19 protein-coding genes are annotated in these 26,077 nt (G+C 39.3%); 7 read left to right on the top strand and 12 right to left on the bottom strand.

What is annotated here, in order from left to right:
* The first annotated feature begins 271 nt into the window (after positions 1-271).
* From betI to H4J41_RS07625, 6 genes are all read left to right on the top strand, one after another.
* Positions 272-877, top strand: a complete 606-nt coding sequence (gene betI, locus H4J41_RS07650; RefSeq protein ID WP_182138108.1) for a transcriptional regulator BetI — start codon at positions 272-274, stop codon at positions 875-877.
* Positions 868-2,331: a betaine-aldehyde dehydrogenase gene (gene betB, locus H4J41_RS07645; RefSeq protein ID WP_182138107.1), complete on the top strand. Its 1,464-nt coding sequence runs from the start codon at positions 868-870 to the stop codon at positions 2,329-2,331. Before betI ends, betB begins: the two co-directional genes overlap by 10 nt.
* Before the next feature lie 80 nt (positions 2,332-2,411).
* Positions 2,412-4,097 (top strand): choline dehydrogenase, encoded by a 1,686-nt coding sequence (gene betA, locus H4J41_RS07640; RefSeq protein ID WP_182138106.1) that lies wholly within the window; start codon positions 2,412-2,414, stop codon positions 4,095-4,097.
* Positions 4,098-4,282: 185 nt separating this feature from the next.
* Positions 4,283-5,500, top strand: a complete 1,218-nt coding sequence (locus H4J41_RS07635; RefSeq protein ID WP_182138105.1) for a BCCT family transporter — start codon at positions 4,283-4,285, stop codon at positions 5,498-5,500.
* A gap of 19 nt (positions 5,501-5,519) precedes the next feature.
* Positions 5,520-6,224, top strand: a complete 705-nt coding sequence (locus H4J41_RS07630; protein ID WP_182138125.1) for a TorF family putative porin — start codon at positions 5,520-5,522, stop codon at positions 6,222-6,224.
* Between the two features lie 388 nt (positions 6,225-6,612).
* A complete protein-coding gene (locus tag H4J41_RS07625; RefSeq protein ID WP_182138104.1) occupies positions 6,613-7,938 on the top strand; it encodes an aspartate aminotransferase family protein in 1,326 nt (441 codons plus the stop codon).
* 89 nt (positions 7,939-8,027) lie between these two features.
* On the opposite strand, the gene H4J41_RS07620 is transcribed toward H4J41_RS07625, so the two are convergent.
* Together H4J41_RS07620 and H4J41_RS07615 are read right to left on the bottom strand one after the other, a co-directional pair.
* The gene (locus tag H4J41_RS07620) at positions 8,028-8,897 is read right to left on the bottom strand and encodes an MYG1 family protein (RefSeq protein WP_182138103.1); all 870 of its coding nucleotides are present in this window, start codon (positions 8,895-8,897) and stop codon (positions 8,028-8,030) included.
* A gap of 235 nt (positions 8,898-9,132) precedes the next feature.
* Positions 9,133-9,915, bottom strand: coding sequence for a phytanoyl-CoA dioxygenase family protein (locus H4J41_RS07615; protein ID WP_182138102.1), 783 nt, complete (start codon positions 9,913-9,915; stop codon positions 9,133-9,135).
* 432 nt (positions 9,916-10,347) lie between these two features.
* Here H4J41_RS07615 and H4J41_RS07610 point away from each other — a divergent pair, with 432 nt between their 5' ends.
* Positions 10,348-11,631: a lytic murein transglycosylase gene (locus H4J41_RS07610; protein ID WP_182138101.1), complete on the top strand. Its 1,284-nt coding sequence runs from the start codon at positions 10,348-10,350 to the stop codon at positions 11,629-11,631.
* A gap of 141 nt (positions 11,632-11,772) precedes the next feature.
* Here H4J41_RS07610 and H4J41_RS07605 read toward each other — a convergent pair whose 3' ends face one another.
* From H4J41_RS07605 to H4J41_RS07540, 10 genes are all read right to left on the bottom strand, one after another.
* On the bottom strand, positions 11,773-13,110 hold the full coding sequence (locus H4J41_RS07605; RefSeq protein WP_182138100.1) for an OprO/OprP family phosphate-selective porin: 1,338 nt from the start codon (positions 13,108-13,110) through the stop codon (positions 11,773-11,775).
* On the bottom strand, positions 13,110-15,209 hold the full coding sequence (locus H4J41_RS07600; protein ID WP_182138099.1) for an ATP-binding protein: 2,100 nt from the start codon (positions 15,207-15,209) through the stop codon (positions 13,110-13,112). The genes H4J41_RS07605 and H4J41_RS07600 overlap by 1 nt, the downstream gene beginning before the upstream one ends.
* A gap of 15 nt (positions 15,210-15,224) precedes the next feature.
* Positions 15,225-16,034: a phosphate/phosphite/phosphonate ABC transporter substrate-binding protein gene (locus tag H4J41_RS07595; RefSeq protein ID WP_182138098.1), complete on the bottom strand. Its 810-nt coding sequence runs from the start codon at positions 16,032-16,034 to the stop codon at positions 15,225-15,227.
* A gap of 63 nt (positions 16,035-16,097) precedes the next feature.
* Positions 16,098-17,204, bottom strand: a complete 1,107-nt coding sequence (locus H4J41_RS07590) for a sensor histidine kinase KdpD (RefSeq protein WP_182138097.1) — start codon at positions 17,202-17,204, stop codon at positions 16,098-16,100.
* Between the two features lie 5 nt (positions 17,205-17,209).
* Positions 17,210-17,809: a response regulator gene (locus H4J41_RS07585; protein WP_182138096.1), complete on the bottom strand. Its 600-nt coding sequence runs from the start codon at positions 17,807-17,809 to the stop codon at positions 17,210-17,212.
* Between the two features lie 274 nt (positions 17,810-18,083).
* The gene (locus H4J41_RS07580) at positions 18,084-18,977 is read right to left on the bottom strand and encodes an HD-GYP domain-containing protein (protein WP_182138095.1); all 894 of its coding nucleotides are present in this window, start codon (positions 18,975-18,977) and stop codon (positions 18,084-18,086) included.
* Between the two features lie 37 nt (positions 18,978-19,014).
* Positions 19,015-19,386: a response regulator transcription factor gene (locus H4J41_RS07575; RefSeq protein WP_182138094.1), complete on the bottom strand. Its 372-nt coding sequence runs from the start codon at positions 19,384-19,386 to the stop codon at positions 19,015-19,017.
* An 18-nt stretch (positions 19,387-19,404) separates the two neighbouring features.
* Positions 19,405-22,887 carry a PAS domain S-box protein gene (locus H4J41_RS17485; RefSeq protein WP_220460857.1) on the bottom strand — a complete coding sequence of 1,161 codons (3,483 nt, stop codon included), beginning with the start codon at positions 22,885-22,887 and terminating at the stop codon, positions 19,405-19,407.
* Positions 22,888-22,960: 73 nt separating this feature from the next.
* Positions 22,961-23,590, bottom strand: a complete 630-nt coding sequence (locus tag H4J41_RS07545; protein WP_182138093.1) for a hypothetical protein — start codon at positions 23,588-23,590, stop codon at positions 22,961-22,963.
* A 973-nt stretch (positions 23,591-24,563) separates the two neighbouring features.
* A complete protein-coding gene (locus H4J41_RS07540) occupies positions 24,564-25,691 on the bottom strand; it encodes an aminotransferase class V-fold PLP-dependent enzyme (RefSeq protein WP_182138092.1) in 1,128 nt (375 codons plus the stop codon).
* Positions 25,692-26,077: the final 386 nt, after the last annotated feature.

The following is a 26,077-nucleotide window of genomic DNA, read 5'->3' as shown; positions in this document are numbered from 1 at the left end:
TATTACATAGTCCAAACCCCCTTAAGTAAAAGTAACAACATCTAGGTCAATTCATTAAAAAATTATCATTAGACCCCTAAGCTTTAAGGGTACTTATGCCATATATTTTATAGCGACCATTACTCACCTATAGCGCAGTAAAAACAACAGAAACCACACGTTTCGGTACCTGCCGCTATTTTTATTATTGCAAGCAAGTTTGATAACTTCATCAAAAACCGTTAGTATAGATATTAATTGAACGTTCAATCAATAAAAAACAAAGAAGCTTATGCCTAAAGTTGGAATGAAACCATTGCGTAAACAACAACTCATTAATGCCACGATAGAATCGATTGGCGAGTATGGTTTACAAAATACAACCATCATTACTATTAGTCGTATTGCCGGCCTATCTTCGGGCATTATTAGTCATTATTTTGGTGGCAAACAGGGCCTGATTGAAGCCACTATAATGCACCTTTTAGAACAGTTAAGGTTAGCCTTGCTTGAGCGCATTCCTAGGCAACAACTTGAAGCAACCGAGCGACTTAAAATGGTTGTAGAGGCCAACTTCACCTCATTTCAACGCTCTACTTCCACCATAAAAACGTGGCTGAGCTTTTGGACCGAGTCAATGCATGAGCCAAAGCTGAAAAGATTACAACATATCAATAGTAAGCGCTTATATAGCAATCTGCTGTTTTCATATCGTCAATTACTAGCAGACGATGTAGCAAAAATAGCGGCGATGAAAACCGCTGCAATGATTGATGGCTTGTGGCTGCGCTGTGCATTAAGCCCGAGGCCTGATGCAGAATTTATCCAAGCTGAACAATTATGTAAAAACTTTATAAACGAACAAATTAACCAATATGGAGATATTACTTGTCAGTAATACGTTATAAAAATTATGTCGATGGTACTTATATAGATAATGCCAGTGGTGAAACATTTGATGTGATTAACCCTGCAACGGGCAAAGTTATTTATCAAGTTGAAGTTGCCGACGAACAGGTTAAAGAAAAAGCGATAGCCAGTGCGAAACTTGGTTTTGCGACTTGGTCTGCCATGAGTGCTACGCAACGTAGCCGAATTTTACTGAAAGCCGTAGCCTTGTTACACGAGCGTAATGACGAATTAGCCAAAATTGAAGTACTTGATACTGGCAAGCCATGGCAAGAAGCATCAGAAGTTGATGTATTGTCCGGCGCTGACTCTATCGAATTTTTTGCGGGGCTAGCGCCTGGCATAGAAGGAACCCAACAAGCTGTTGATGGTGACTTTTACTATACACGCCGTGAACCATTAGGTATTTGCGCCGGTATTGGTGCTTGGAACTACCCATTACAAATTGCTTGCTGGAAAGCAGCGCCTGCATTAGCTTGCGGTAATGTGATGATTTTTAAACCTTCTGAAGAAACCCCATTGGGCGCATTAAAGCTGGCAGAAATATTTACCGAAGCAGGATTACCCAACGGCGTATTTAACGTGGTTCAAGGCGCTGGAGAAGTAGGCGCTTGGTTAACCCATCATCCAGAGATTGCTAAAGTTTCTTTTACTGGTGAAGTCGGTACAGGTAAAAAAGTGATGGCCGCTGCAGCGAGTACGCTAAAAGATGTCACTATGGAGTTAGGGGGTAAATCACCTCTGATCATTTTTGATGATGCTGACATCGACAATGCTGTTTCTGCTGCTATGTTAGGTAATTTTTATACCCAAGGCGAAGTGTGCACAAACGGCACGCGCGTATTCGTACAAGAATCACTGTATCCAGTTTTTATAGCAAAGCTACTCGAACGTACTAAAAAGAATATTGTGGTTGGCGACCCAATGGACCCTGAGACTAACTTTGGTGCCCTAATTTCAGCTAAACATATGAAATTAGTACAAGAGTACATTGATATTGGTATTAAAGAAGGAGCAACACTTGTGCATGGTGGCACATCACTTAAGCCAGATAATGCACCTGATGGCTACTTTGTTGCTCCAACTATTTTTGGTGATTGTACCGACGAGATGACTATTTGCCGTGAAGAAATTTTTGGCCCTGTTATGAGCGTATTAACCTTTACCGATGAAGACGAAGTGATCCGCCGAGCCAATGCCACAGAATTTGGCTTAGCCGCGGGCGTATTTACCCAAGATATTACGCGTGCACATCGCGTTGTTCATCAAATAGAAGCCGGTATTTGTTGGGTAAACAGCTTTGGCGCCTCACCTGCGCAGATGCCTGTTGGTGGTTACAAAAGTTCAGGTGTTGGTCGAGAAAATGGCCTTTCTACGCTGAATTATTTCACCCAAATTAAAGCGGTGTATATCGGATTACAGCCACTCGATAGTCCTTTTTAACGCACAGAACAACGCAAATATTGTTCGATAGTTAAATCGTAAAAAGGTCTTCATGCAGTAAATTATTAAAAAGGTTTAAAATGAAAAGCGAAAAATTTGATTACATTATTGTAGGTGCAGGTTCTGCTGGCTGTGTCTTAGCAAATCGTCTCAGTGAAGACAGTGATAACAATGTATTGCTCATTGAGACCGGCGGCAGCGATAAAAGTATTTTTATTCAAATGCCCACCGCATTGTCTATTCCGATGAATTCAAAAAAATACGCTTGGCAATTTGAAAGCCAGCCAGAGCCGTTTCTTGATGATCGACGTATGCATTGCCCTAGAGGTAAAGTTTTAGGCGGTTCGTCTTCAATCAACGGCATGGTTTACGTCCGTGGACACGCCAAAGATTTTGATGAATGGCAACAACATGGCGCACAAGAGTGGGATTACGCTCATTGTTTACCTTATTTTAAAAAGTCAGAAGACTGGGCATTTAGTGCCAATGAATATCGTGCTAAAGATGGCCCACTGGGCGTAAACAACGGCAATGAAATGAAAAACCCGCTCTACAGAGCTTTTATTGATGCGGGAGTAGAAGCCGGATATTTTGAAACTCAAGATTATAATGCCGGTCAACAAGAGGGTTTTGGCCCGATGCACATGACGGTTAAAAACGGCGTGCGTGCATCAACGGCAAACGCTTATTTACGACCAGCAATGGTGCGTAACAACTTAACGGTTATTACCCATGCACTAGTACATAAAGTGCTACTTGAGGGTAAAAAAGCTGTTGGTGTTAGGTACGAGCACAAAGGTAAAGTGGTTGATATCTCAGCGCATAAAGAAGTTATTTTATCGGCTGGCTCTATTGGCTCACCGCACATTTTACAACTGTCGGGTATCGGCCCTAAAGCCGCGCTTGAAGCTGCTAATATTGAAGTAAAACACGATTTACCGGGTGTTGGCGAAAACTTGCAAGATCACCTAGAGTTTTATTTTCAATTTAAGTGCAAACAGCCGATTACCCTTAATGGCAAGTTAGATTGGTGGAGTAAACTACTGATCGGTACGCGCTGGATATTAAGTAAAAAAGGCTTAGGTTCAACCAACCATTTTGAGTCTTGTGGTTTTATTCGCTCTAAAGCCAGTGTTGAATGGCCCGACTTACAATATCATTTTTTACCAGCAGCCATGCGTTATGACGGTAAAGAAGCTTTTGCAGGTCACGGATTTCAAGTGCATGTTGGCCATAATAAGCCTAAAAGTCGTGGACAAATCAAGGCGATATCAAACGATCCTAAGGTACACCCAGAAATTCGTTTTAATTACCTTGAACACGAAGCAGACCGTGAAGGATTTCGTGCCTGTGTTCGCCTAACCCGTGAAATTATCAACCAGCAAGCGCTTGATAACTATCGCGGCGAAGAAATTCAGCCTGGCCTTCATGTGCAAACAGATGAAGAAATTGACAGTTTTGTACGCCAGTCGGTTGAAAGTGCCTACCACCCTTCTTGCTCATGCAAAATGGGTACAGATGCAATGGCTGTGGTTGACCCACAAACGCGCGTACATGGGATTGAAGGACTGAGAGTGGTTGATTCGTCAATATTCCCAACAATTCCTAATGGTAACCTTAATTCACCCACCATTATGGTTGCTGAACGTGCCGCCGATATGATTCGCTCTCGAGCACTGTTAGCGCCATCTAACGCCGCAGTTACCATAGCGGGTAACTGGCAAGAGCAACAACGTTCAACTGTAGCAAAACGCACCACCAACTAAAGTGTAATCATCAGTGTTCTAAGCAAAATTAATTATCATCGCCATGTTATATACCTAGGTGTATAACATGGCAAAAATAATTAATTTTTCAAACCTAAAAGTTTGATATTGAACACTATAACTATAAGAAAAAAATAGGAGTTAATTATCTTAATATTGATTAAAAACATCATAAGGACACTATCATGACCACATGGTTATCAGCCGGAATGTTATTTACCTTTTCCGCAATCGCATTTATATTATATCGATGGGGCAATATTCGCTGTGTTGGTGTAACGCCCGTTAAAACTTTCACCTTTATTGCCATTTTATTTACCTCAGGACTCGATGTGGGACTTATTATGTTCCCATTAACTGAGTTTGCGGGCTACGCCGATTTAGCCACCAGTCCTGAATATGGTTTCACCAATCCTTTAGCTATTGAGTTTGGTTTTTGGGCCTTTCTTATTTGGAGCTTTTACTTTCTTACCTGTTTTTACTTTTGTGTTATTGAGCCGCGCGTAAAATTTTTTGAAATTCCGCTGGTTAAATTCATTAATAACGTTGTGATTATCGGCACCTGTGCCTTTACTGCTTATTTATTACTGTCTAACTTACCTTGGTATATGCCAGAACTTGGTGATGGTGAGTCTGTGGTTGGCATTTTTTACTTAATTGTATTACTGGTGATCGCCTTTGCGGTGTATTCAAGTACCAACATACGTTATGTGCGCATTTTGAGCCTGTCTACCACTTGGCTTTTTATCGCGTTGATTGCAGTAATGTGGGGTGGCGCATTTTTTGGTGAAAACTCAAGCATTGGCGAATTTGCCAATACCTTTGCCATGTTGGGCGGCTACTTTGGAAGCATCCACGAATTTGTGCTGCCAATGAATGCTTATCATGAGTTCTACCTCTACTGGTGGTTTGCATGGAGTATTATGATTGGCCAATTTACCGCCCGTTTTGTCAGTGGTTTACGCACTTATCAAGTACTACTGGCGATGTTGATCTTTCCGTCTATTCCGATCGCAATATGGTTTAGCGTCTTGTATTACTACAGCATGAACGGCATAGAAACTACTGGTTTCTATAATCTTGCCATGGCATTTGTCGGTATTACTTTTGTCATTAACTCTCTCGATTCATTGATTCGCTTATACACAGACAATTTGAAGATAGGCGTAGCGCGTATAGGTAGAGTTAAATACTTCTTTGGTAATATTATTGCCTTGAGTTTACTGACCTTGCTATTCAAATTAGATTTCTTGCAAATCCAATGGGTTGGCGCTGTAGTTATCGGACTATTCTTCACTTGCTTTGGTTATATTCTGTTAAGAAAATTTAACGAAGTAGCGGCAATAGATAGTTCACCAGAAGAAAATAAAATCGACTTTACCAAACTAGAACAAGTAACCTAATTAAATGAGTATACAAATAATGAATAAAAGTATTATTGCCTTAGCAACAAGTTTTTTACTAGCCACTTCTTCAGCGGCATTAGCTGATGTATCAACAACCGTTAATTTAACCTCTGACTATACCTTTAACGGTGTTAGCCAAACAGGCAATGATCCTGCGTTACAAGCAAGTTTAGATTACGCAGGCGCTGACGGTTTTTATACTGGCGCTTGGGCATCAAACGTAGATTTTGGCAGCGCTGACGACACTAATGCTGAATTAGATGTTTACGTAGGAAATTACTTTCAACTTGACGAAAAAACAGGCCTTGATGCGGGTATTGCTTACTATACCTACCACGGTGATTCTGCTTCAGATACTTATAATTATCCAGAGGCTTATGCCAAGTTTAACTACACTTCATCAGTAGGTAATACCGAATTAAACTTTTGGTACAGCTGGGACTATTTTGGTCTTGATGCTGGGCATTATATCACTATGATTGCTCATACCTTTGAAGTAGCACCAGGTCATAATGTTAGAGCCAGTTTCGATCGTTCAACATCAAGCGATGTTAATGAATGGTCATGGAATGGTAATGACGCGTACAATCATGCTCGTGTTGAATATATGACTAGTTATGAAGGCTTTGATTTTAACCTAGCACTTGAAGATACCAATATGGATATGGATAGTGCAGATTCACGCATTGTTTTATCTGTATCTCGTACTTTCGGTTTATAGTAGCGAAGTTTACAAAACTGAGCTTGATCACCTTAGGTTGATCATTTTAGCGAACAAGGATTAATTTTATAATAGCTGTTCGCTAATTAAAAAGCCCTTACCTGTAATAGGTAAGGGCTTTTTTTATGCACTTATTTTGCTGTTCATACTAAAGCGCCGCTTTGGTTAACGACTAATTGGTTAACGGCTTAAAGTGCAGTAATAAATTTAGCTGAAATTTTCACTGAACACTTGAGCTGCAAACTTTGGCTAAGAAAAAGTAACCTTCAGCCTTATGTCTCGAAAAAATGTAACTAGCGCTTCCTGACTTGGCACTATCCCTGTATTATCTCGAGCATTAAATTTATAGTCCAAATATTGAAATAAATCAGTTTGATTGGAACCTCTTATGACCAAAAAAAACAAACCCAATAGTACCAAAATGCTCAAAAGAGCCCACACCAATATGCCGTTAGGTGTTGCCGATAGCTACCGTTATTGGGGAGAAGAAAATACCGTATTTTTGAGTAGCATGAAAGGCTGCACAGTAACCGATTGCGACGAGCAAACCTTTGTTGATTTTCGTTTAGCCTACGGCCCTATTATTTTAGGCTATCGTGATGAACGTGTTGATAACGCTGTTATTAGTGCCATTACTGATGTGGGTACTATTTCTGGCTTTTCTACCGGGCTTGACTCTGACGTGGTTGAGTTAGTGAAATCACTTTGTCCTAACATCGACAAAATGCGTTTTGCCAATTCAGGTACTGAAGCGGTTATTGGTGCTGTGCGCACTGCTAGGGGTTATACCCAGCGCAATAAGATTGTTGTGGTTGAAGGCGGTTTTCATGGCCTACATGATGAAGTGATGTGGAAATCTGACGTGGATAACTGGGATGCAGACGATATAAACTCGCCTGAAATCATTCCTTTTGGCGCCGGCATTCCACAAAGCACCCGCGAACATCAAGTGAGTGTGCCGCTCAACGATTTTAATGCCCTTGACGCTGTATTTGCCGAACATGGTGATGACATAGCCGCTATTTTAATTGAACCTATTATGGGCAATTGTGGCTCTATTGCATCAACGCAAGGGTACATGCAAAAACTACGTGACATTTGTGATGCCAACGGCGCTTTACTGATTATGGACGAAGTAAAAACGGGTTTTCGTGTCGCTAAAGGTGGTGTTCAAGCTTTATATAACATCCACGCTGATATTACCACTTACGCTAAAGCCATGGGCAATGGCTATCCTGTCGCTGCTTTTGGTGGTAAAGCCGAAGTAATGGGCGCTATTTCTTTTGACAAAAATGGCGTAACTCATGGCGGAACTTATACCGCTAACATGGTGGCATTAAGTGCGGCAAAAGCAACATTAACGATACTCAAAGAAACTGATGCGCTTGAAACTATCGACCATGTAGGGCAAAAAATTCAAACCTTACTTTCTCGTGTTTTTAGCAAGTTTGATATTGAACATTGTTTTGCTGGCCCAAATGCTATGTTTGGTGTGCACTTTGGCGCTAAAGTACCGCAAAACTATCGTGACTGGAAAAAAACTAACAGCGACTTATATACCCAATTCGCGCTTAATTTAATCGACAATGGTGTGATGTTAGAGCCTGATTCACGCGAACCTTGGTTTATTTGTGAAGCTCACCAAACAATAGACTTTGCTTGGTTAGAACAAGTAGCAGAGCAATCTATGCAAGCCGCTATTAACGCGCAGTAAATCGTTGTTTAACTGTATTTAAGCTAATTTATTTACCTTAAATACAGTTAATTTAACCTCTTAAGACTTTATCTTAACAAGTGCTAGGCTTATTCTGCTAGTGCTATAGCGGCCATTTTCATCACACTTTCAAACGATTGTGCACCGGCAATAAATAAACCATTATGACAAAACATAGCGTCATCAATACCGCTGACTTCTTGTAGTGCTTGATCCGCTAAACCGGCCCAGGCTTTAGGCAATGGTTTGCGATCTTCAAATGAGCCTAGTTCAACCGGTACCGTTTGAATTCTAAAGGGTCCAGATCCCGACGGATAAATCACATACAAGGCTTCTTTAGATAGCGTGTGAACAGTTGTTTTCCAAGGCGTGTATTTTTCTAATACGATAACCCTTGGGTCTGCTGCGTTCTCAACAGCTTTCGCCACAATTGATTTAGCATTAATGCCACCGCTTGCAGAAGCAATAAAACGGGCTAAAACTCGCGAGGCAAACTCTACCGCTTCATCAAAACAAAGATCAAAATGACTGTCTTCTTGCCACGTTGGGTTAAACATTGAAATAGTTTGGCTCAGGCTAATACCGGTTGAAACCCCTTGAACATGACCACAATCAATAGCGTCGATGGTTGATACCAAACCTGTATCAAGCGACTTAGCAACATCTGCATCACCGTGGCATATTTCTAGACCATACTTTTGCCAAATTAAACCAAATGAAGAATAAGGAATACCATTTTCACGCTCACCTGCGCCGCCACGTTGATGATGATCAAAGCGGCCTGCATCTGGATTATATTCACCACCTACATCAATCACAATATCAGCCTTGGCGATAACGGCTAAATCTCGTGTACGTATAAGAGTAAAAGCAGGAAGAATGCTTTTAAGTGCAGCGATACTGAAAACATCATCCGCATGAAAATTACCGTTATGAGTTACTATTGTTTTATCATTCATTGTTTGTTTCATGCCGTTTTAGAAAAAATAGGAAGTTGCTGAGCGTTAACGCTTACTTTTTTGCCAGTCGCTAAAAAGTAAGGGCCGAATTCTATCTGAATACCACTGATAACAACAGCTAACTTTCACGCCATTAGTAGTGCATAACAGCGAGTAAATCAAAAGTCATGCGTCAAGCTCTAACCTTAAGTGCCTACTGAACTCGCACTGCACAGCTAAGGGTATTTTTAAAATATTAGCTGTTCGACTTTAAGTTAAGGGTATTAATAAATAACCTGGGATCGTCAATTTTATCTAACATTAAGCTATCAGGCAAACAATCGTCATCAACATAATCTGCAAAATCGCCGGCTGAATCAAACACTAAAATATCTAACGCTAATCGGTCTAATCCGTATAAACCACGGTGGATCATATCAGCTGAAAAAACTAACAAATCACCCGCCGCTAGCTTAATTTTTTCACCACTAGCTAGGTCGTCACTACTAAGGCTGCCTTTTTCTTCTTGGCGGACATTAAATTCTTCATCATTATCCCAGCGCTTATGAGTACCCGGCACGAGTTCCATGCCAAGTTCATCAAATAATGGCACACGAAGATGTAATACTTGTGTCTGCTTTATAGCAAGCTTTTGCCCTGCAACATCATGATCATATTGACAGTCTCGATGCCAAAAATCTTTTTGTTTGAGGTTAACTGGATTAAAAAATAATTGCGTATTCATAAAGGCAGGATTATTCGCGACAATCGCCTCGACAACATCCATGATTTTTTTTGAACTGATAAAATTAAACAGCTGCACCCTATCATCAAAGGCTAAATACTCACTGCCCGTAATTAACGAAGAGTTGAAAGCCTCCTCCTGATAAAATTTTGCATTGTCTTGTTGCCATAACTGATGAAACTTTAATACCACAGCTCTAAGCTCTGCAATTTCAGCCACCGTGAAATAATTTCTAATAACAAAATAACCTTGCTGGTCATAATTGCGCTGCAATTGATTCCTATTTTCTACCATGAACTGACATTGCCTTTAGATTAGGATTAGAACTGTATTCCCAGCTTGATATACCACAAGGCTACAGTCAGGCTATAGTCCGGCTATATCAGATAATTTGTGGCTAGCATTACCAGCCTTATACAGGGAGAAATTACTCAGGGTGAAATTATACCAATTCTATTAAATTAATGCCCTATTCTGTCAATAATATAAAGCACCCTTTTCAACTCACTTACCTTGCCCATTTAACCTTTATTTTATTGTTTGAGGTCAGAGTGCTGCAACTAACAAAGAGGCATCAAGCGGCATTTATTTTAGCCTAGTTATTTGGGCTCACTGGGGTGCTTTAGTGAATTTCTTTACTTTTATTTTTATTTTTTCAATCTAACGATGGTATTATATTTTTCAGTTTCGTTTTCAACTTTACTTTGAGCTAAGGAAGCTTCATTCATGAACTCATCAAACCCTTTTGTTAAACAAAGTGTTAATTTTTTTAGTTATCAAAAATTAATCATCATCTGTCTATTTTTTCCTATGCTGGCCAATGCGACGATTGCTGATGAAAACTTTCTCCAATGTAAAGTTAATTTAGCGCAACGCGCTGAAACCGCAGGATTTTCTACTTATATAACTGAAACGGTTATTGATAATATCACCCCCATCAAGCGCGTTATTGCGTTAGATAAAAAACAACCTGAGTTTACGCAAACCTTTGAGCAATATATTAAGGCAAGAGTTAGTGCTTACCATCTTCGTGTCGGTAAAGAAAAGTTAAAAAATAACAAAGCGTTATTTGATAAGTTAGAAAAAGAATACGGTATTCCCCGCCAATATTTAGTGTCTTTTTGGGGCTTAGAAACTGTTTTTGGCAAGCACAAAGGTAAAATGTCGGTATTAAATGCCTTGGCAACCTTAGCTTGTGATCAACGCCGTAGTGAGTTTTTCACCCTAGAACTATTAAACTTATTCACCTTAATAGAGCGTAAGCAGGTCTCTGTTGAGCAGCTAAAAGGCTCTTGGGCCGGTGCTATGGGTCATATGCAGTTTATGCCGACCGCATTGTTAAAATATGCGGTTGATGCTGACAACGATGGAAAAGTAGATGTTTGGCAAAGTGAGGTTGACGCTTTAACCACAGCGGCTAATTACTTAAATAAAATAGGTTGGCAGTCAAAAGAGCGTTGGGGCAGAGAAGTTAGATTACCGAAAAACTTTGCCTTTGACAAAGTCGCTTTTGATCAATATTACCCGCTGAATTATTTTCAGCAGTTAGGTGTTCAACAAACCAACCAGCAAGCCTTACCCACTTATGATATTCAGGCTGAGCTTTATCTACCCTCAGGCCATAAAGGGCCAGCATTTTTACTCTACCCTAATTTCAATGTCATTATGACCTGGAATCTTTCAAAAAGTTATGCCTTATCCGTTGGCATATTAGCTAATAAATTAGTTGGCGCTAAAGGCATCGAACTTTTTAACAAAGCGCAAACGCAGATCAAACCCTTTAGTGTTGTCCAAATGAAAAACCTCCAAAGCCAACTCAATAGCTTGGGATTTAAAACAGGTAAACCCGATGGTATTTGGGGGCCTAAAAGTAGAGATGCCATTCGCTCATTTCAACTACAACATCAACTGATTGCTGATGGATATCCAAATCAGGCGCTTTTTTCAACCATCGAGTTAGTGATCAGTAAAACTGAGCTGGTAACGCCAAGTATTAATCAAGAGAGTTAATTCGTGTCATAAACACACAGCAGAAAAATAAGGCTTGCGATTGCCTTTATATATCGCAAGCTCTTACCAAATGAGCTTGCCAACTTAGTTGTTGGCTAAACGCAAGCAATAACCAAACTTATATTAAGCAGGGAAATTCGATTAAAATGCCCATTGGCTTCTCAGCTGAATTATATCAGGATGAACAGATTCAAGAGGACCACCATTTACCTGTAAAACATTAATATAGTTAGCTGAAAACCTGATGGTCGAAGTGGCAAACCAATTAACACCTAAAGTTAAACTGTTGGCTTCACCACCCATAATATTTTGGTCATTTAAATTAATAGTACTGTAACGCAAGCCAAGTTCCCAAGCACCTATACCACCATTACCCACACTAGAGTTAGGTGTTATCTTGCCAAACTTACCTTGTCTATATTGACGTGATTCACCGGTTAATAGATAGCCGGTTTGAATATACCAACTATTAAAAGCCAAACTGGGAGCACTATAGCGGCTAACCGATGCAGCAACATATTCTGATTGAACAGAGAGTGGCCCTGATACCATCGCAACTTCCAAGCCATATTTTGAATGAAAATCTACCTTGGCTATATTGCCAGTATCGACGATATTAATACCCGACACGTTACTTTCAGGCTGTTGCTTAAAACGCAATATAGCCACCTCGCCTGCATCACGATAATTTGCTGATACTGCCAAATGTAGCAAGGAACCTTTACTATTAATCGGTGCATAGGTAACTCGGCTACCCAATCCCCAGCCTTCGTCCTTTTCTTTGCCTACTGTTTGTACGGCTTCTCCAAATAATCCAGCGGATGCTGTCCAATTTTTTCTATTGGTAAATACCATAGCTCCTATATGACGCCCAGTGTTAAGACCGTTGGTTAGTGAGCGCTCCATAAATAAGTTATAGTTTGCATTCATTTGAAATTGTAGACTGAAGGGGTCTTTCATATTACCGACTCTGACTGACATTGCATCTAGGCCTTGATATTCAACAAATGCATCAGCAATACCTTTAATTTCACCCGTCGCAAAGTCATATTCAAACTTATAAGCCCAGTCATGATACATCTTTCCTTGCAATGACATACGAGCCCGCCTGATTTTAGTACCATCACCCATGGTGTTATTGTCATTTTTATAAGCGGCGGCATCGGCCATAACACGTGCACCAATTTTTGTTGTAAAAGCACCATCAGGTGTTTTAACGCTTACAGCCCCCTTTACTGACACCTCAACATCAGACGATTTTTTCGCTTGTACTCCTTGTTTGTCTAAGCTTACAACTTGTTGGTTACTTTTTACCTTACGCTCTCCTAACTCAGCTTGTAAGCGAGCGTACTGAGCATCACTGATAGTGCCATTTTGATGCAGCATATCTATCAGTGTTTCAATTTCTGAACTGGCCTGAGCCGCTGTCCCAGTTAACAGGAGCAACATACTGATAAGTATTAATATATTTAGTTTCATCATAAGACCTTATCTAGCTTAACGTGATTCATGATTATATTAGGCAGCCAAAGCGTTACAATTGTGCCTTGTCCAATGATACTTGTTATTTCAAATCGTCCATTGTGCATATTTATAAGGTCTTTAACTAAGCTTATGCCCAAACCTGTGCCCGGTATATTTCCAGAGGTATCAGCTCTGTAGAACCGCTCACCTATATGGGATAATTGCTCTGCTGTCATTCCTATACCGTTATCTTCAATTATCACCCCAAATTCTGATGTTTTTTCTGTTACTTTCATTGTGGTGTAAACTTTCACAACTGAGCTGTTTGGAGAATATCGGTATGAATTATTCAATATGTTAGAGATAATCTGACGTATTTTAGATGAGTCAAATTCAATAAGAGGCCAGTATTTTGGTTGCTGTAAGTCGATAGTATGAAAGTTATCACTGCCAGAAAATTCGTCACAGAGTTCAGTTAGCGTTATTTTTAAGGTGTCTTGAACCATATCAAGCATACCCAGCGTTTTATTTTCTATACTGGCAACATCGATTAAGTCATCCACTATCTGTTTGAGACGCTTTGATTGTTTATTGATACTTCCGGCCATTTCTTTGGTTTTTTCTGGGCCATAATCGCAAAGGGTTAACAGTTCACTAAAACCCATGACACTGGCTAAAGGAGTGCGAAGTTCATGTGCCGCTGACGTTAAAAACTCACTTTTCATTTTATCTACAATGCTTTCATGCGTAATATCAACAAAAAATAATATATCTGAAGAGTCGACATCAGTTTTATCTATTTTTTGTCGAGAGACACGTAATATTTTTTCTACCGGTAATTTTAAATACAAAATATTTTCAGTGTATAACTCGTCTAATAGTTTCATATCTTTATGCTGTTCATGGTCCATTGACTTAGCTATTACCCCTTTAAAACATTCCCAGTCATGATCATTTAAACAGTCTGTTACTAACGAAAACATGGCGTAGAACGCTGGATTCACATATGAAATAGACAGATCTTTAGCAAGAATTAAAAAACCATTGGGACTTAAGTTAAATACCGCTTCTAATTCAACTTTGAGCTGATTTATAGTCGTTAGATCCCGTATTACACCCACAATATAGTGTTGATTATTGAACTCCATGCCACTTGAATGAATTTCTAGGGGAATTTTTTTCCCCTTAAAGGTAACGCCATTAATACGCTGTACATGCCTAACTGTCGATGATTCTATGTCACATAAATGCAGTTCAGGAATAAAATCGAACATACTCTGGCCAATAATATCTTGTTCTTGAACACCAAAAAGAACATAAGTCGCTCTATTCATAGAATGAACTACACCGTCTAAACTGATCATAAAAATAGCATCTGTCGCGGTATTCATGATGGCATCCATGCGAGCGTTATCAGATTTCAACGTCTGAGTGACTGCTGAAATTTTAGTCGACATCAAATTAAAAGCCCGCGATGCATCTGTTAGCTCATCATTACCTGCAAGAGGAATTTGTAAACCCGTTTCACCTTGAGACATCTTGACCGCCGCCTCCTGCAATAATATAAGGCGTTTGGTGAGTGTTATACCAAGCAGTAATGAAAATAGCCCTACAAACATTAGTTCTATTAGCGCTATGGTGGTTAAGCTATGTGTTGCGGCTTTAATGATGGCCTTCTGCTCTGCTAAAGAAAGTCCAACTTCCACACGGCCAAATCGATAACCTTCAACAAATATCTCTGAAAAGGTATCAAAACTTTGGTCTATTTCACTTTCAGCGATAGAGTTATCGGCCTTAAATTTACGATCTAAAAAAGCTTGCTCACCTCGCTCTGCTAATACTCCATCTAAACCTCGTATCTTAATATAAAGAATATTCGAGGTTATCATTGCTGACTCTACAATTGACTCAAGTGTGGCAATATCTTCAGAAACAACGGCATCTACTGATGCTGTCGCTAATAACGTAGAAATGTTGTGTGCACGTTCTTTGATGTCAAATTCAATAGTTTCATATAAAATTGATCGACTTTCTAACACCAATATCAATAGAAAAAAAGTTTCGATAAGTGCGATACCAATAATGGTTTTTATTTTGAATGATAATTTAAACATGGGTATGAGTTTCTTTTATTGTTTTATTATCTTGATGTTAAGTGCCCTAACATCATCCCAATCACTATCAGTACTTTTCACAATACCGGTATTAAAACCTAACTTGCTAAGAATTTTTTTGCCTTCTTCTTGCTCATTTAACGACACTAAAGCGTTTTGAATCTTGACTGCAGCTTCAGGACTTATTGTTGAGCTTACCGCGAAGGCATGTGGCGTATAGCCTTCTGAGCGCCATATTATCTTTAACTTATTTGACAGCGCTTTAGGCAAAGTAGATAAGGTGCGAACAATACCGCCCCCAGCCACAAATAAACCTTTAGCAACACCGGCATAGACAGAGTCATGAGAAGACACATACCTTGGCGTGAAAGCTATATTACGCAGCGTTAAGTTGGCTTGTGGTAGCACAGTTGCGGCGAATGCAGCAGGAGCAGGAAAGGCAATTTCTGCCTTCTCTAACATAGCTAGATTTGATATTTCACTGTTACTCGCTACAACAATAATGCCTTGAATACGCTTATCTTTTTGTCTTGCAATCGCTCGCAAACCTATAGATTTGCTGAATAGCGTATAGTGATATGGATTTAAGTAAACAATGTCATACCTGCCCGCCGCTACGCGCTTTTCAAATTCTGGAATAGTAGGTGCGGTGGCAAAACGAATATTTTCACCTGTTTTTTTGGACAAAAACATTGCCAATGGCACCCATACTTTAGCCAAACTCGACGCAGATTGTTGCGGTACTACGCCTAAGCTTAATACTTTTTCCGCTTGGGCCATAGGGGTAGCAAAAACGATTGTTAATAATATTATGATCTGTTTCATATCAAAAACCCTTTATTTTTAAAGGATGAGCATCTTTTAGGATAGTGGCATAACGCTTGAAATTTATGACTTGTCTCTGTTCATCAGTAAAGCCATATCGCGGGCATATAGTTGTGATTGGCGTATATCCAAATCATTAGTCGACGATTTTTCACCACCGGTCGGCAATTCAATATGAAATTGTACGGCATTTTTTAGATTGACATTTTTTATATTGCCGCCATGATTTTTAATAATGGTTTTAGCTAAACTTAACCCAATACCTAGGCCTTGATTGCTAGACCCCTCTTTATCACCGCCACCAATGAAGGGTTCAAATAATGTATTTTTTACTTTTGGTGAAATTCCTCGTCCAAAATCACGAATAGTTATATGGGCAAAATGACTACTTTGCTTAAGCTGCAAATGAATTTCACTGCCCTTATGGCTATGTTCAATACTGTTTTGCACACATTCTGTAATCGCACGTTTTAGCCAGCCAAAACTACCGTATAAATTGCCAATAATCTCGCCTTTTTGCTTGAGTCTAATAACAATACCTTTACTGGCGCTCATTTCGCTAAGTGAGTTAATGGCGCTACGAGTCACTTCAACTAGGCTTATACGTTCTTTGTTACGCATGGGGTCATCACCATAAGTTTCGGACAACTCAAGCAGTTTTTCCATTTTGCTTGTGACTTCTTTAGCACTGTTAATGGTTAGTTCAATCAGAGCATCAAGATTTTTTTCCTTGATTTCGTCTGTGTTAAGTCGCTCAGAAAGAAAAAATGCTCCCTCTGTAAAGGCTTGCATAGGGGTACGTAATTCATGATTAATCAGTTTAAACATATTATCTTGTAGTCCCTGATACTTTACTCTTTCAAGCTCCTTTCTAATATATAGACAAAACATATTTTCTTCATGAAAGATAAGCGTATGGTTGTTGTTTTCAACCTGCTCAATGCCATTTAACTTTATGTCTTTTAACTTTATGTCTTTTACTTGCTCTAGTTCACTCGTGTGCATTTCAGCTACGGCTTCCATAACACGGTTATCGGCTATTTTATTGCCAACCACAACGCCTTCAAAACCTAATTTTTTTAAATTACTAAAAAATACCTTACCTGTTATATCAAACATCACAATGCCATCGCTAAGTTGGGATAAAAGTTTAACAAATAATTTATTCATAGTGATTAACTACTTAACAGTGTTTTACATTGCTGATTAATGATTTTTTCAATTTCATCAAATGGAATGGGTTTAGTGAAAATAGGTATCCCTGCCGGTAAGCCACCTTTTTGAGTAATCTCTGCTTTTGATAATCCTGATACCGCCATAACCACCATGTCGTTAAATTCTTCCATTTTGGCCAGGCTTTTTAACATATGAATACCATTTACATTTGGCATTTGAATATCGGTAATAACAATATCAGGCTTCCATGCACCTATGTGTATTAAGCCCTGAAAACCATCGCTAGCCGTTTGTAAAATAATAGGTAAATTCCAACCTTCAATAGTCATTTTATACAACATAATTAAATCAGGCTCATCTTCTATCACTAAAACACGTACTAACTTGTGCTCGACAGCAGGGTTAGTCTCTTGCTTAAGTTCAGCCTTAAGCGCTTCAATATCCTCTAGATTAAAGCGCCTGTGTCCACCTACTGTCTTCCAAGCCTTTAATATCCCTGAGTCTGACCAAAGCTGAATCGTTCGTGTTGTTACCTCTAACAAACTAGCTGCTTGTTTTGAGGTACAGTGTTTCACTTTTAAATCAGTGACTTGATGCATTCAATCTTGCTCCTTTCTGTTTGTTCTGAATTTTCCGCATTTTCCGCATACACCAAATGTATACTAAGCACTGACAACAATCAACTCTGTAGAGTAATCTATGGTTAAAACAGCCGAAGACTGTGCTGCTAAGACTTAGCTGCTATCAGGTATTTTTGTGTTATCTATCGCTGAGATAAAACTGTTAATTTATAACAGTTTCGTTGGTGAGGAGACCTACTTTATAGGCAAAAAAACAGCCAAGTATAAAAACGCTTACAGCCGCAAACAAAGCTTAATTTTCCTTATTAATTCTATCGCGTTCATTAATAATGTCATTACTGACAGAGAAAAAAGCTTGAACAACCTTGGGATCAAAATGCGTGCCGCTGTTTTCTTTCACCATAGTAAGTGCTTTTTCATCAGAGAATGCCGGGCGATAGCATCTATCCATGGTTAGGGCATCAAAAAAGTCTGCCAAAGCAACAATGCGGGCACTTAAAGGAATTTGCTCACCCTGTAAATTTGAGGGGTATCCGCTACCGTCAAATTTCTCATGATGTGCTAATGCGACTTCTTCCGCCATTTGTAAAACAGGAACGTCTGAACCACTTAAAATATTAGCGCCATACTCGGGGTGCTTACGCATTAAGACCCATTCTGCTTCAGTTAATTTACCCGGTTTTTTCAAAACATCATCAGGTATACCTATTTTTCCTATATCGTGCATAGGGCTAGCTTGCTCAAGTAGATTACAGTATTTTTCGTCTTGACCATAAGCACGCGCAATTATGGAAGAAAAACGGCTCATTCTAAGGATGTGCGCGCCGGTATCGTCATCTTTAAATTCTGCCGCTGTCGCTAAACGTCTTATAGTATCAAGATGAGATGATTCAAGCGCTTGATATGATTTTTCTTTTTGCGCCATCAAAATCATAAAATCATGATTAAATCGCTCTAATTGTTTATAGGCAGCATTTTTTTCATTTTCATTCAATGCCGCTATATCGCGCTCAGCAAGTAGTTTTTGAATGTCTTGTGCATAACAAAAAAGCTGAGCTTGTAAGTCTTCTTTTTCTGTCTCCATAACTTTAACGACGTCCCAGACAAGATTTATGTCTGTTGGCGTTGCAGCAAGTTTTTTAACAAGCGAATCCATTTCATTACCAATAAAATGATGAACTGACATTTGATTATTCTCTATTCTCTAGTAGATATATTTATAGTTAAGTTAATGCACTATTAACTTTTTGTATTAATTCCAATGGACTAAAGGGTTTAACAAGGTAGCTGTCTGCCCCAACACGTTCTCCTTCTTCTAGGTCAGACTTTTGCCCTCGCGCTGTTAACAACATCACATATGGAATTTTTACACTACTGTCTTGTTTTAGTTGTTCACAGACCTGATAACCATCAACTTCACCAGGCATCATTACGTCTAGAATAACTAAGTCGGGTTGGATCACTTTGGCTAATGCCAATGCACGTTGGCCATCTTCTGCTTCATGTAATTCATAATCACCAAAATCAAGTGTCATTCGGACTAATTTTCTTAATTCACCTTGATCGTCAACAATTAAAATTCTTTTTTGACTCATCGTTCATTCCTCAAGCTATTAATTTTTAACCATGGGTAACCACACAGTTACCACCATTCCTTTTTCGTTATCACTAGCAAATTCAACCTCTCCGGTATGAATCGAGACAATTTCTTTAACCAATGACACACCTAAACCAGTACCTGGTGTTGCACCCGAGTCGTCTGCTCGATAAAACCGCTCTCCAATACGAGAAAGTTGTTTAGGTGTCATGCCTATACCGTTATCGATAATGCTAACACCAAACTGCCTAATGCCATTTTTTTCTCTTTCGCTGGTTTTTAATCGTACTTTTTCATTTTCAGGAGAATATTTAAAGCTGTTACTTAACAAGTTATTAAATACCTGACGCATTTTATCAATATCACAAGAAATTACCGGCCAACGTCCTGTTGACTTGACCTCCACTTTACGGCCCTTAAAGGCACCTTCTGCTTCCAGACATGACTGCTCTACAAGTTCTTTAAGCGAATGATTATCCATATAAAAATCTTTTCCCGCTCTTGCCTCTATACGTGATAAATCAAGTAGTTCATCTAATAACTTTTTTAGATTTAATGACTGGCGGTGAATAGTTTCAAAAATTTCATGTGACATTTTTTTATCATAATCACGATTCATTAATAATTCAGAAAACCCATAGATACTGGCCAGTGGTGTGCGTAGTTCATGAGCCGCTGTTGATAAAAAATCACTTTTCATCTTATCAACTTCTGTTTCATGGGTTACGTCCCTGAAATAAAGGACTTGGCCTTCTTTTTCACCCGTCAAGCCATGCATTGTTCTTTGCTTACAGTTAATAATGCGTACGGTCGGACGTGATAGATAAATGGTATGTTCACAATCTTCGTTGCCAATAATATTGGTATATTCCATTAGTTCTGAATTATATAAACTTGCCATTGCGTCACTAAAAATTTTAGCACTTTTACCAATAAACTTATCTTCTGTAAACCCGGTCATGTTTAATAAGGCGGGGTTAATATAAACAATATTATTGTTGGCATTTTCTAAAACAAAGCCATCTGGACTTAACGTTAATATGGTATCTAATTCACGCGTACGCTCTTTTACTTTTTTTTCCATTTCAGCACGATAACTATCAAGCTCGGTAATATCTTGCCCTACCCCAACGACACCTACAGCTTCGCCATTCGCATTACGTCGGGTAGTGGCATTGAGTAGCACCAAGACTGGATTGTTCTCTTTTGTATAAAGTGGCAACTCGAAATTAGAGGTTTCCACGCCTTTTAAGGCTTTTTGTAATACTTGGTTTACTGACTCACGATAATCTTTTGTGATCAATTCTTTTACCAGGTTTTTACCTAGTACTTCATCGGCTTGGTAGCCAGTAATAGCCGCTGACTTTTGATTCCATTGGTTGACATTACCTTGAGCATCAACACCAAAAATAGGGGCATTGGCAGTATCCATAAATATGGTTAATTCCTGAGCTACACGTTCCCTTTCAGAACGATAACCGTCTAGCTTTATTTGAAAAGCGAGTTCTTTGTTAGCCAGAATTAACTCGTGTTCCCACTTATCTTTCTCTTCGTGAACAAGGACTAATTCATTAGCTCGCTTTTCTTTTTCTTCGTTAGCAAGAATTAACTCCTCGGCCCGTTTATCTTTCTCTTCATTGGCAATAACTAACTCATCTGCACGCTTATCTTCTTCTTCGTTTTGAAAGGCTAGTTCTTGATTAGCGAGGACTAATTCATTGGCGCGTTTTTCTTTCTCTTGGTTGGCAACAATTAACTCTGCAGCCCGTTTGTCTTTCTCTTCATTTTGAAAGGCTAATTCTGTGTTGGCAAGAATGAGCTCTTCGGCTCGCTTGTCTTTCTCTTCATTTTGAAAGGCTAGCTCTGCGTTGGCGAGAATTAATTCATCGGCGCGTTGTTCTTTTTCTTCTTTAGCAAGAATCAGCTCTTCAGCCCGCTTGTCTTTCTCTTCATTTTGAAAGGCCAGCTCTGCGTTGGCGAGAATTAATTCATCCGCGCGTTGTTCTTTTTCTTCTTTAGCAAGAATCAGCTCTTCAGCCCGCTTGTCTTTCTCTTCGTTTTGAAAGGCTAGCTCTGCGTTGGCGAGAATTAATTCATCGGCGCGTTGTTCTTTTTCTTCTTTGGCAAGAATGAGTTCTTCGGCCCGCTTGTCTTTCTCTTCATTTTGAAAGGCTAATTCTGCGTTGGCGATAATTAATTCATCGGCGCGTTGTTCTTTTTCTTCTTTGGCAAGAATAAGCTCTTCGGCCCGCTTGTCTTTCTCTTCATTTTGAAAGGCTAATTCTTTGTTGGCGAGGACTAATTCATCAGCACGTTGTTCTTTTTCTTCTTTAGCGAGAATCAGCTCTTCAGCCCGCTTGTCTTTCTCTTCATTTTGAAAGGCTAGCTCTGCGTTGGCGAGAATTAATTCATCGGCGCGTTGTTCTTTTTCTTCTTTGGCAAGAATAAGCTCTTCGGCCCGCTTGTCTTTCTCTTCATTTTGAAAGGCTAGCTCTTTGTTGGCGAGGACTAATTCATCAGCACGTTGTTCTTTTTCTTCTTTAGCGAGAATCAGCTCTTCAGCCCGCTTGTCTTTCTCTTCATTTTGAAAGGCTAGCTCTTTGTTGGCGAGGACTAATTCATCAGCACGTTTTTCTTTTTCTTCTTTAGCAAGAATCAGCTCCTCGGCCCGCTTGTCTTTCTCTTTATTTTGAAAAGCTAGCTCTGCGTTGGCGAGGATTAATTCATCTGAACGTTTTTCTTTTTCTTGATTTTGAAAGGCCAGTTCTGTGTTGGCAAGCACTAATTCATTCGCTCGTTTTTCTTTCTCTTGGTTGGCAAGCGTTAATTCATCGGCCCGCTTATCTTTCTCTTGATTGGCTAGAAGCAGCTCTTCAGCCCGCTTGTCTTTCTCTTGATTGGCTAGAAGCAGCTCTTCAGCCCGCTTGTCTTTCTCTTGATTGGCAAAAATCAGCTCTTCAGCTCGTTTATCTTTCTCTTGGTTAGCAAAAATTAACTCTTCAGCACGCTTGTCTTTCTCTTGGTTAGCTAAAATTAATTCTTCAGCCCACCTGTCTTTCTCTTCATTTTGAAAGGCCAGCTCTGTGTTAGCCAGCGTTAATTCCTCTGCGCGCTTTTCTTTCTCTTGGTTGGCAAAAATTAATTCTTCGGCCCGCTTGTCTTTTTCTTGGTTAGCTAAAATTAACTCTTCAGCGCGCTTATCTTTCTCTTGATTGGCAAGAATTAATTCTTCGGCCCGCTTGTCTTTTTCTTGGTTAGCTAAAATTAACTCTTCGGCCCATCTGTCTTTCTCTTCATTTTGAAAGGCCAGTTCTGTGTTGGCAAGCGTTAACTCTTCTGCGCGTTTTTCTTTCTCTTGGTTGGCAAGAATTAACTCTTCGGCCCGTTTATCTTTCTCTTCATTTTGAAAGGCTAGTTCTTTGTTAGCGAGGACTAATTCATTGGCTTTTTTTTCTTTCGCTTCGTGTCGATTATGTTTTTGATCATTATCTTTAAACATAAATAGTCCTAGTTATTTTTAGTAAACAATCAATTAAATGAGAAGGTAAATTTAAACTCTAAATACAACAGTGCTATTTTTTAAAAAGTCCCCGTAAAAAGTCAAGTTCTTCATTAACTAAAATTAATTCATTGGCGCGCTTATCTTTCTCTTGATTAGCTAACACTAATTCATTGGCTCGCTTATCTTTTTCTTGATTAGCTAACACTAATTCATCGGCACGCATATCTTTTTCTTGATTAGCTAACACTAATTCATCGGCGCGCTTATCTTTTTCTTGATTAGCTAACACTAATTCATCGGCGCGCTTATCTTTTTCTTGATTAGCTAACACTAATTCATCGGCGCGCTTATCTTTCTCTTGATTAGCTAGCACTAATTCATTGGCGCGCTTATCTTTTTCTTGATTAGCTCGTACTAATTCATTGGCGCGCTTATCTTTTTCTTGATTAGCTCGTACTAATTCATCGGCGCGCTTATCTTTTTCTTGATTAGCTCGCACTAATTCATTGGCGCGCTTATCTTTTTCTTGATTAGCTCGTACTAATTCATCTACAAGCTTATCTTTTTCTTGATTAGCTAACACTAATTCATCAATACGCTTATCTTTCTCTTTATTTTGCAAGGCCAGTACTTTGTTAGCGAGGACTAATTCACTGGCTTTTTTTTCATTCACTTTGTTTTGATTATGCTGTTTATCCATATTTCCCAAGGTAAATGGTCCTCATCATCTTTATATTTTAGTAAAAAATCGCCTGAATTCAAGAGGAAATACCCATGATTAAATTCAGCCTAAAAACTTCAATATCGTCTCAATTAAAGCGACGGTGATCACTGATGTATACCAATTTTTCAATAAATCTGATCCTGACCACGATGGTGTCGTGCATGTTGTAAACGACTAACCTGGATTAATTGGCAGTATTTTAGTTTCAACTCCGTCATTTAAGGAGATTAATAGTGGCTCTGGATTTTACGATTGTTCCGACTTTTATGGTTATTCCGATTTTTCCGTATGTTCTGAATTTTCCGTATAAGTCAAAATTACGCTAAATAAATACAGCAGTCAACTCTATACATTAACAGTAAGCACAATCAATCAAGATTTAACAGCTGATTAACGAAGAAACCTCAGCTAAGAAACATTAAAAAATAAAGCTAGGCATAAGTTCACAGATGGCTCAAAAAAATTGTGCGGTTATTACTCAATAAAAAGCCTAACTAAACGGCGTTTGGGAAATAAATCGTGGATAAATTAGGCATGTCATATAATAGTGAGATTTATTATTTTACCGAAAGAATCACTCAAATATTGACGATTGAGCGTAGTGGTCTTACCTGATATCACTAAACTCAAATCGTTAAGCTGAACATTTTTTGCAATAACTTACGTTTCGTCATCACTTACAGCTCAAGGTTTAAGAACAAGCCTAGATGATCAATGGGCATAATGCAGCTTGCTAAAGGTTGCGCAAAGGTTTGAACTGATATTTAAACGCTATACTGGTTTGCTTGTGGCTAATATTCACTATGAATATCTAAGTAAATCAAATTGAGTTAAGTTGATTTTTCTGACTAATTTCGCTCAAGGTTAATACCAAAATGCTGGACGGCTTGCCATCAATACCATGGATAAATACATGACAAGCGCCCGAAGTTCATACGACAAAATACGTCTACAAGAGACGTATCAACGCTTGTTCTAGTTGCGCAACAGTTCGGTCAATATTATGCAGTTTTTCTAAACCAAACAAGCCAATACGGAAAGTTTTAAAATCAGCACGCTCACCTACTTGTAATGGCACGCCAGCGGCAATCTGTAAACCAACAGCGGCAAATTTCTTACCGTTTTGAAATTCATCATCACTGGTAAAGCTTACAATAACACCCGGTGCGGTAAAGCCTTCAGCGGCAACACTGTTAATGCCATGTTGAGTCAGCAATGCGCGAACACGTTGACCTAAATCAAGTTGTTCTTGGCATACTTTGGCAAAACCATAGCTTTTGGTTTCTTGCATAATATCTCTAAAACGCGTCAAGCTATCCGTTGGCATAGTCGCGTGATAGGCATGACCTCCATTTTCATAAGTTTCCATGATTTGTAACCATTTTTTCAGATCACAAGCAAAACTATCACTGGTGGTTGACTCTATCTGTTGGCGCGCCAGTTCGCTGAGCATCACTAAACCACAGCAGGGTGAGGCACTCCAGCCTTTTTGTGGCGCACTAATCAAGACGTCAACACCGGTTGCTTGCATGTCTACCCAGATAGTGCCTGACGCAATACAATCAAGCACCATAATACCACCTACTTGGTGCACGGCTTTTGCCATCGCTTGAATATAGTCATCAGGTAACATGATACCGGCAGAGGTTTCTACATGCGGTGCAAACACGACATCAGGTGATTCAGCTAAAATAGTGGCCACTACCTCGGCTATAGGTGGCGGAGCAAATGGCGCTTGGGCGTCATCACGGATTTGTTGCGCTTTTAATACGGTTTCACTGCTAGGGATATCGCCCATTTCAAAAATTTGGCTCCAGCGATAACTGAACCAACCATTACGAACGACCAAGACTTTTTTGTTACGCGCAAATTGACGAGCAACGGCTTCCATACCAAAAGTGCCACTACCGGGAACGACAATAGCGCTATGGGCGTGGTAAACGGATTTTAAATCGGCAGAAATATCTTGCATGACCTGCTGGAATGAACCAGACATATGGTTCAAGGAGCGATCGGTGTAAACAACGGAATATTCTAATAATCCATCAGGGTCAATATTGGGTAACAATCCAGGCATATCAGGCTCTCTTAGTAATTATTTATAGCATGATATTGCCGTATATTGCGCTAGCTATCAATGCATTTTACAGAAAGTTGGTGTTAGAGAAACAACGAGGAAATAACTAGACACCCTGCTAAGTTTTATAGCGACAGCATAACTACAAAGCTTTAAGTGGATAAGAATCTTTAACTATTAGGATGGAATAAAAGCCGTGGCTATAAATAAAGGCCCGTCAATGAAAATGTTAACTTAAGATAGCAATTAGCCGCTAATTTGAAAGTTAATTTAAAAGCTAAAGTATAATCACCTTGTCTGCGTTTACTGATGAGTCTGTTGGATGCTTTTATTAATAAGGTTCTAAATGTTAAATGTATTTCAGGACGGGACAGCTAATGATTAAA

The sequence above is a fragment of the Colwellia sp. MB3u-45 genome (genome assembly GCF_014077005.1).
In the GTDB taxonomy this organism is placed as follows: domain Bacteria; phylum Pseudomonadota; class Gammaproteobacteria; order Enterobacterales; family Alteromonadaceae; genus Cognaticolwellia.
Note: the sequence above shows the minus strand (reverse complement) of the source record. Positions and strands in the feature narration are given on the sequence as shown.

Bases quoted from the DNA above. Each gene is read 5' to 3' on its own strand.
- betI (WP_182138108.1), top strand. From the start codon at position 272: ATGCCTAAAGTTGGAATGAAACCATTGCGTAAACAACAACTCATTAAT.
- betA (WP_182138106.1), top strand. From the start codon at position 2,412: ATGAAAAGCGAAAAATTTGATTACATTATTGTAGGTGCAGGTTCTGCT.
- H4J41_RS07635 (WP_182138105.1), top strand. From the start codon at position 4,283: ATGACCACATGGTTATCAGCCGGAATGTTATTTACCTTTTCCGCAATC.
- H4J41_RS07630 (WP_182138125.1), top strand. From the start codon at position 5,520: ATGAATAAAAGTATTATTGCCTTAGCAACAAGTTTTTTACTAGCCACT.
- H4J41_RS07625 (WP_182138104.1), top strand. From the start codon at position 6,613: ATGACCAAAAAAAACAAACCCAATAGTACCAAAATGCTCAAAAGAGCC.
- H4J41_RS07620 (WP_182138103.1), bottom strand. From the start codon at position 8,897: ATGAATGATAAAACAATAGTAACTCATAACGGTAATTTTCATGCGGAT.
- H4J41_RS07615 (WP_182138102.1), bottom strand. From the start codon at position 9,915: ATGGTAGAAAATAGGAATCAATTGCAGCGCAATTATGACCAGCAAGGT.
- H4J41_RS07610 (WP_182138101.1), top strand. From the start codon at position 10,348: ATGAACTCATCAAACCCTTTTGTTAAACAAAGTGTTAATTTTTTTAGT.
- H4J41_RS07605 (WP_182138100.1), bottom strand. From the start codon at position 13,110: ATGAAACTAAATATATTAATACTTATCAGTATGTTGCTCCTGTTAACT.
- H4J41_RS07600 (WP_182138099.1), bottom strand. From the start codon at position 15,209: ATGTTTAAATTATCATTCAAAATAAAAACCATTATTGGTATCGCACTT.
- H4J41_RS07595 (WP_182138098.1), bottom strand. From the start codon at position 16,034: ATGAAACAGATCATAATATTATTAACAATCGTTTTTGCTACCCCTATG.
- H4J41_RS07590 (WP_182138097.1), bottom strand. From the start codon at position 17,204: ATGAATAAATTATTTGTTAAACTTTTATCCCAACTTAGCGATGGCATT.
- H4J41_RS07585 (WP_182138096.1), bottom strand. From the start codon at position 17,809: ATGCATCAAGTCACTGATTTAAAAGTGAAACACTGTACCTCAAAACAA.
- H4J41_RS07580 (WP_182138095.1), bottom strand. From the start codon at position 18,977: ATGTCAGTTCATCATTTTATTGGTAATGAAATGGATTCGCTTGTTAAA.
- H4J41_RS07575 (WP_182138094.1), bottom strand. From the start codon at position 19,386: ATGAGTCAAAAAAGAATTTTAATTGTTGACGATCAAGGTGAATTAAGA.
- H4J41_RS17485 (WP_220460857.1), bottom strand. From the start codon at position 22,887: ATGTTTAAAGATAATGATCAAAAACATAATCGACACGAAGCGAAAGAA.
- H4J41_RS07545 (WP_182138093.1), bottom strand. From the start codon at position 23,590: ATGGATAAACAGCATAATCAAAACAAAGTGAATGAAAAAAAAGCCAGT.
- H4J41_RS07540 (WP_182138092.1), bottom strand. From the start codon at position 25,691: ATGCCTGGATTGTTACCCAATATTGACCCTGATGGATTATTAGAATAT.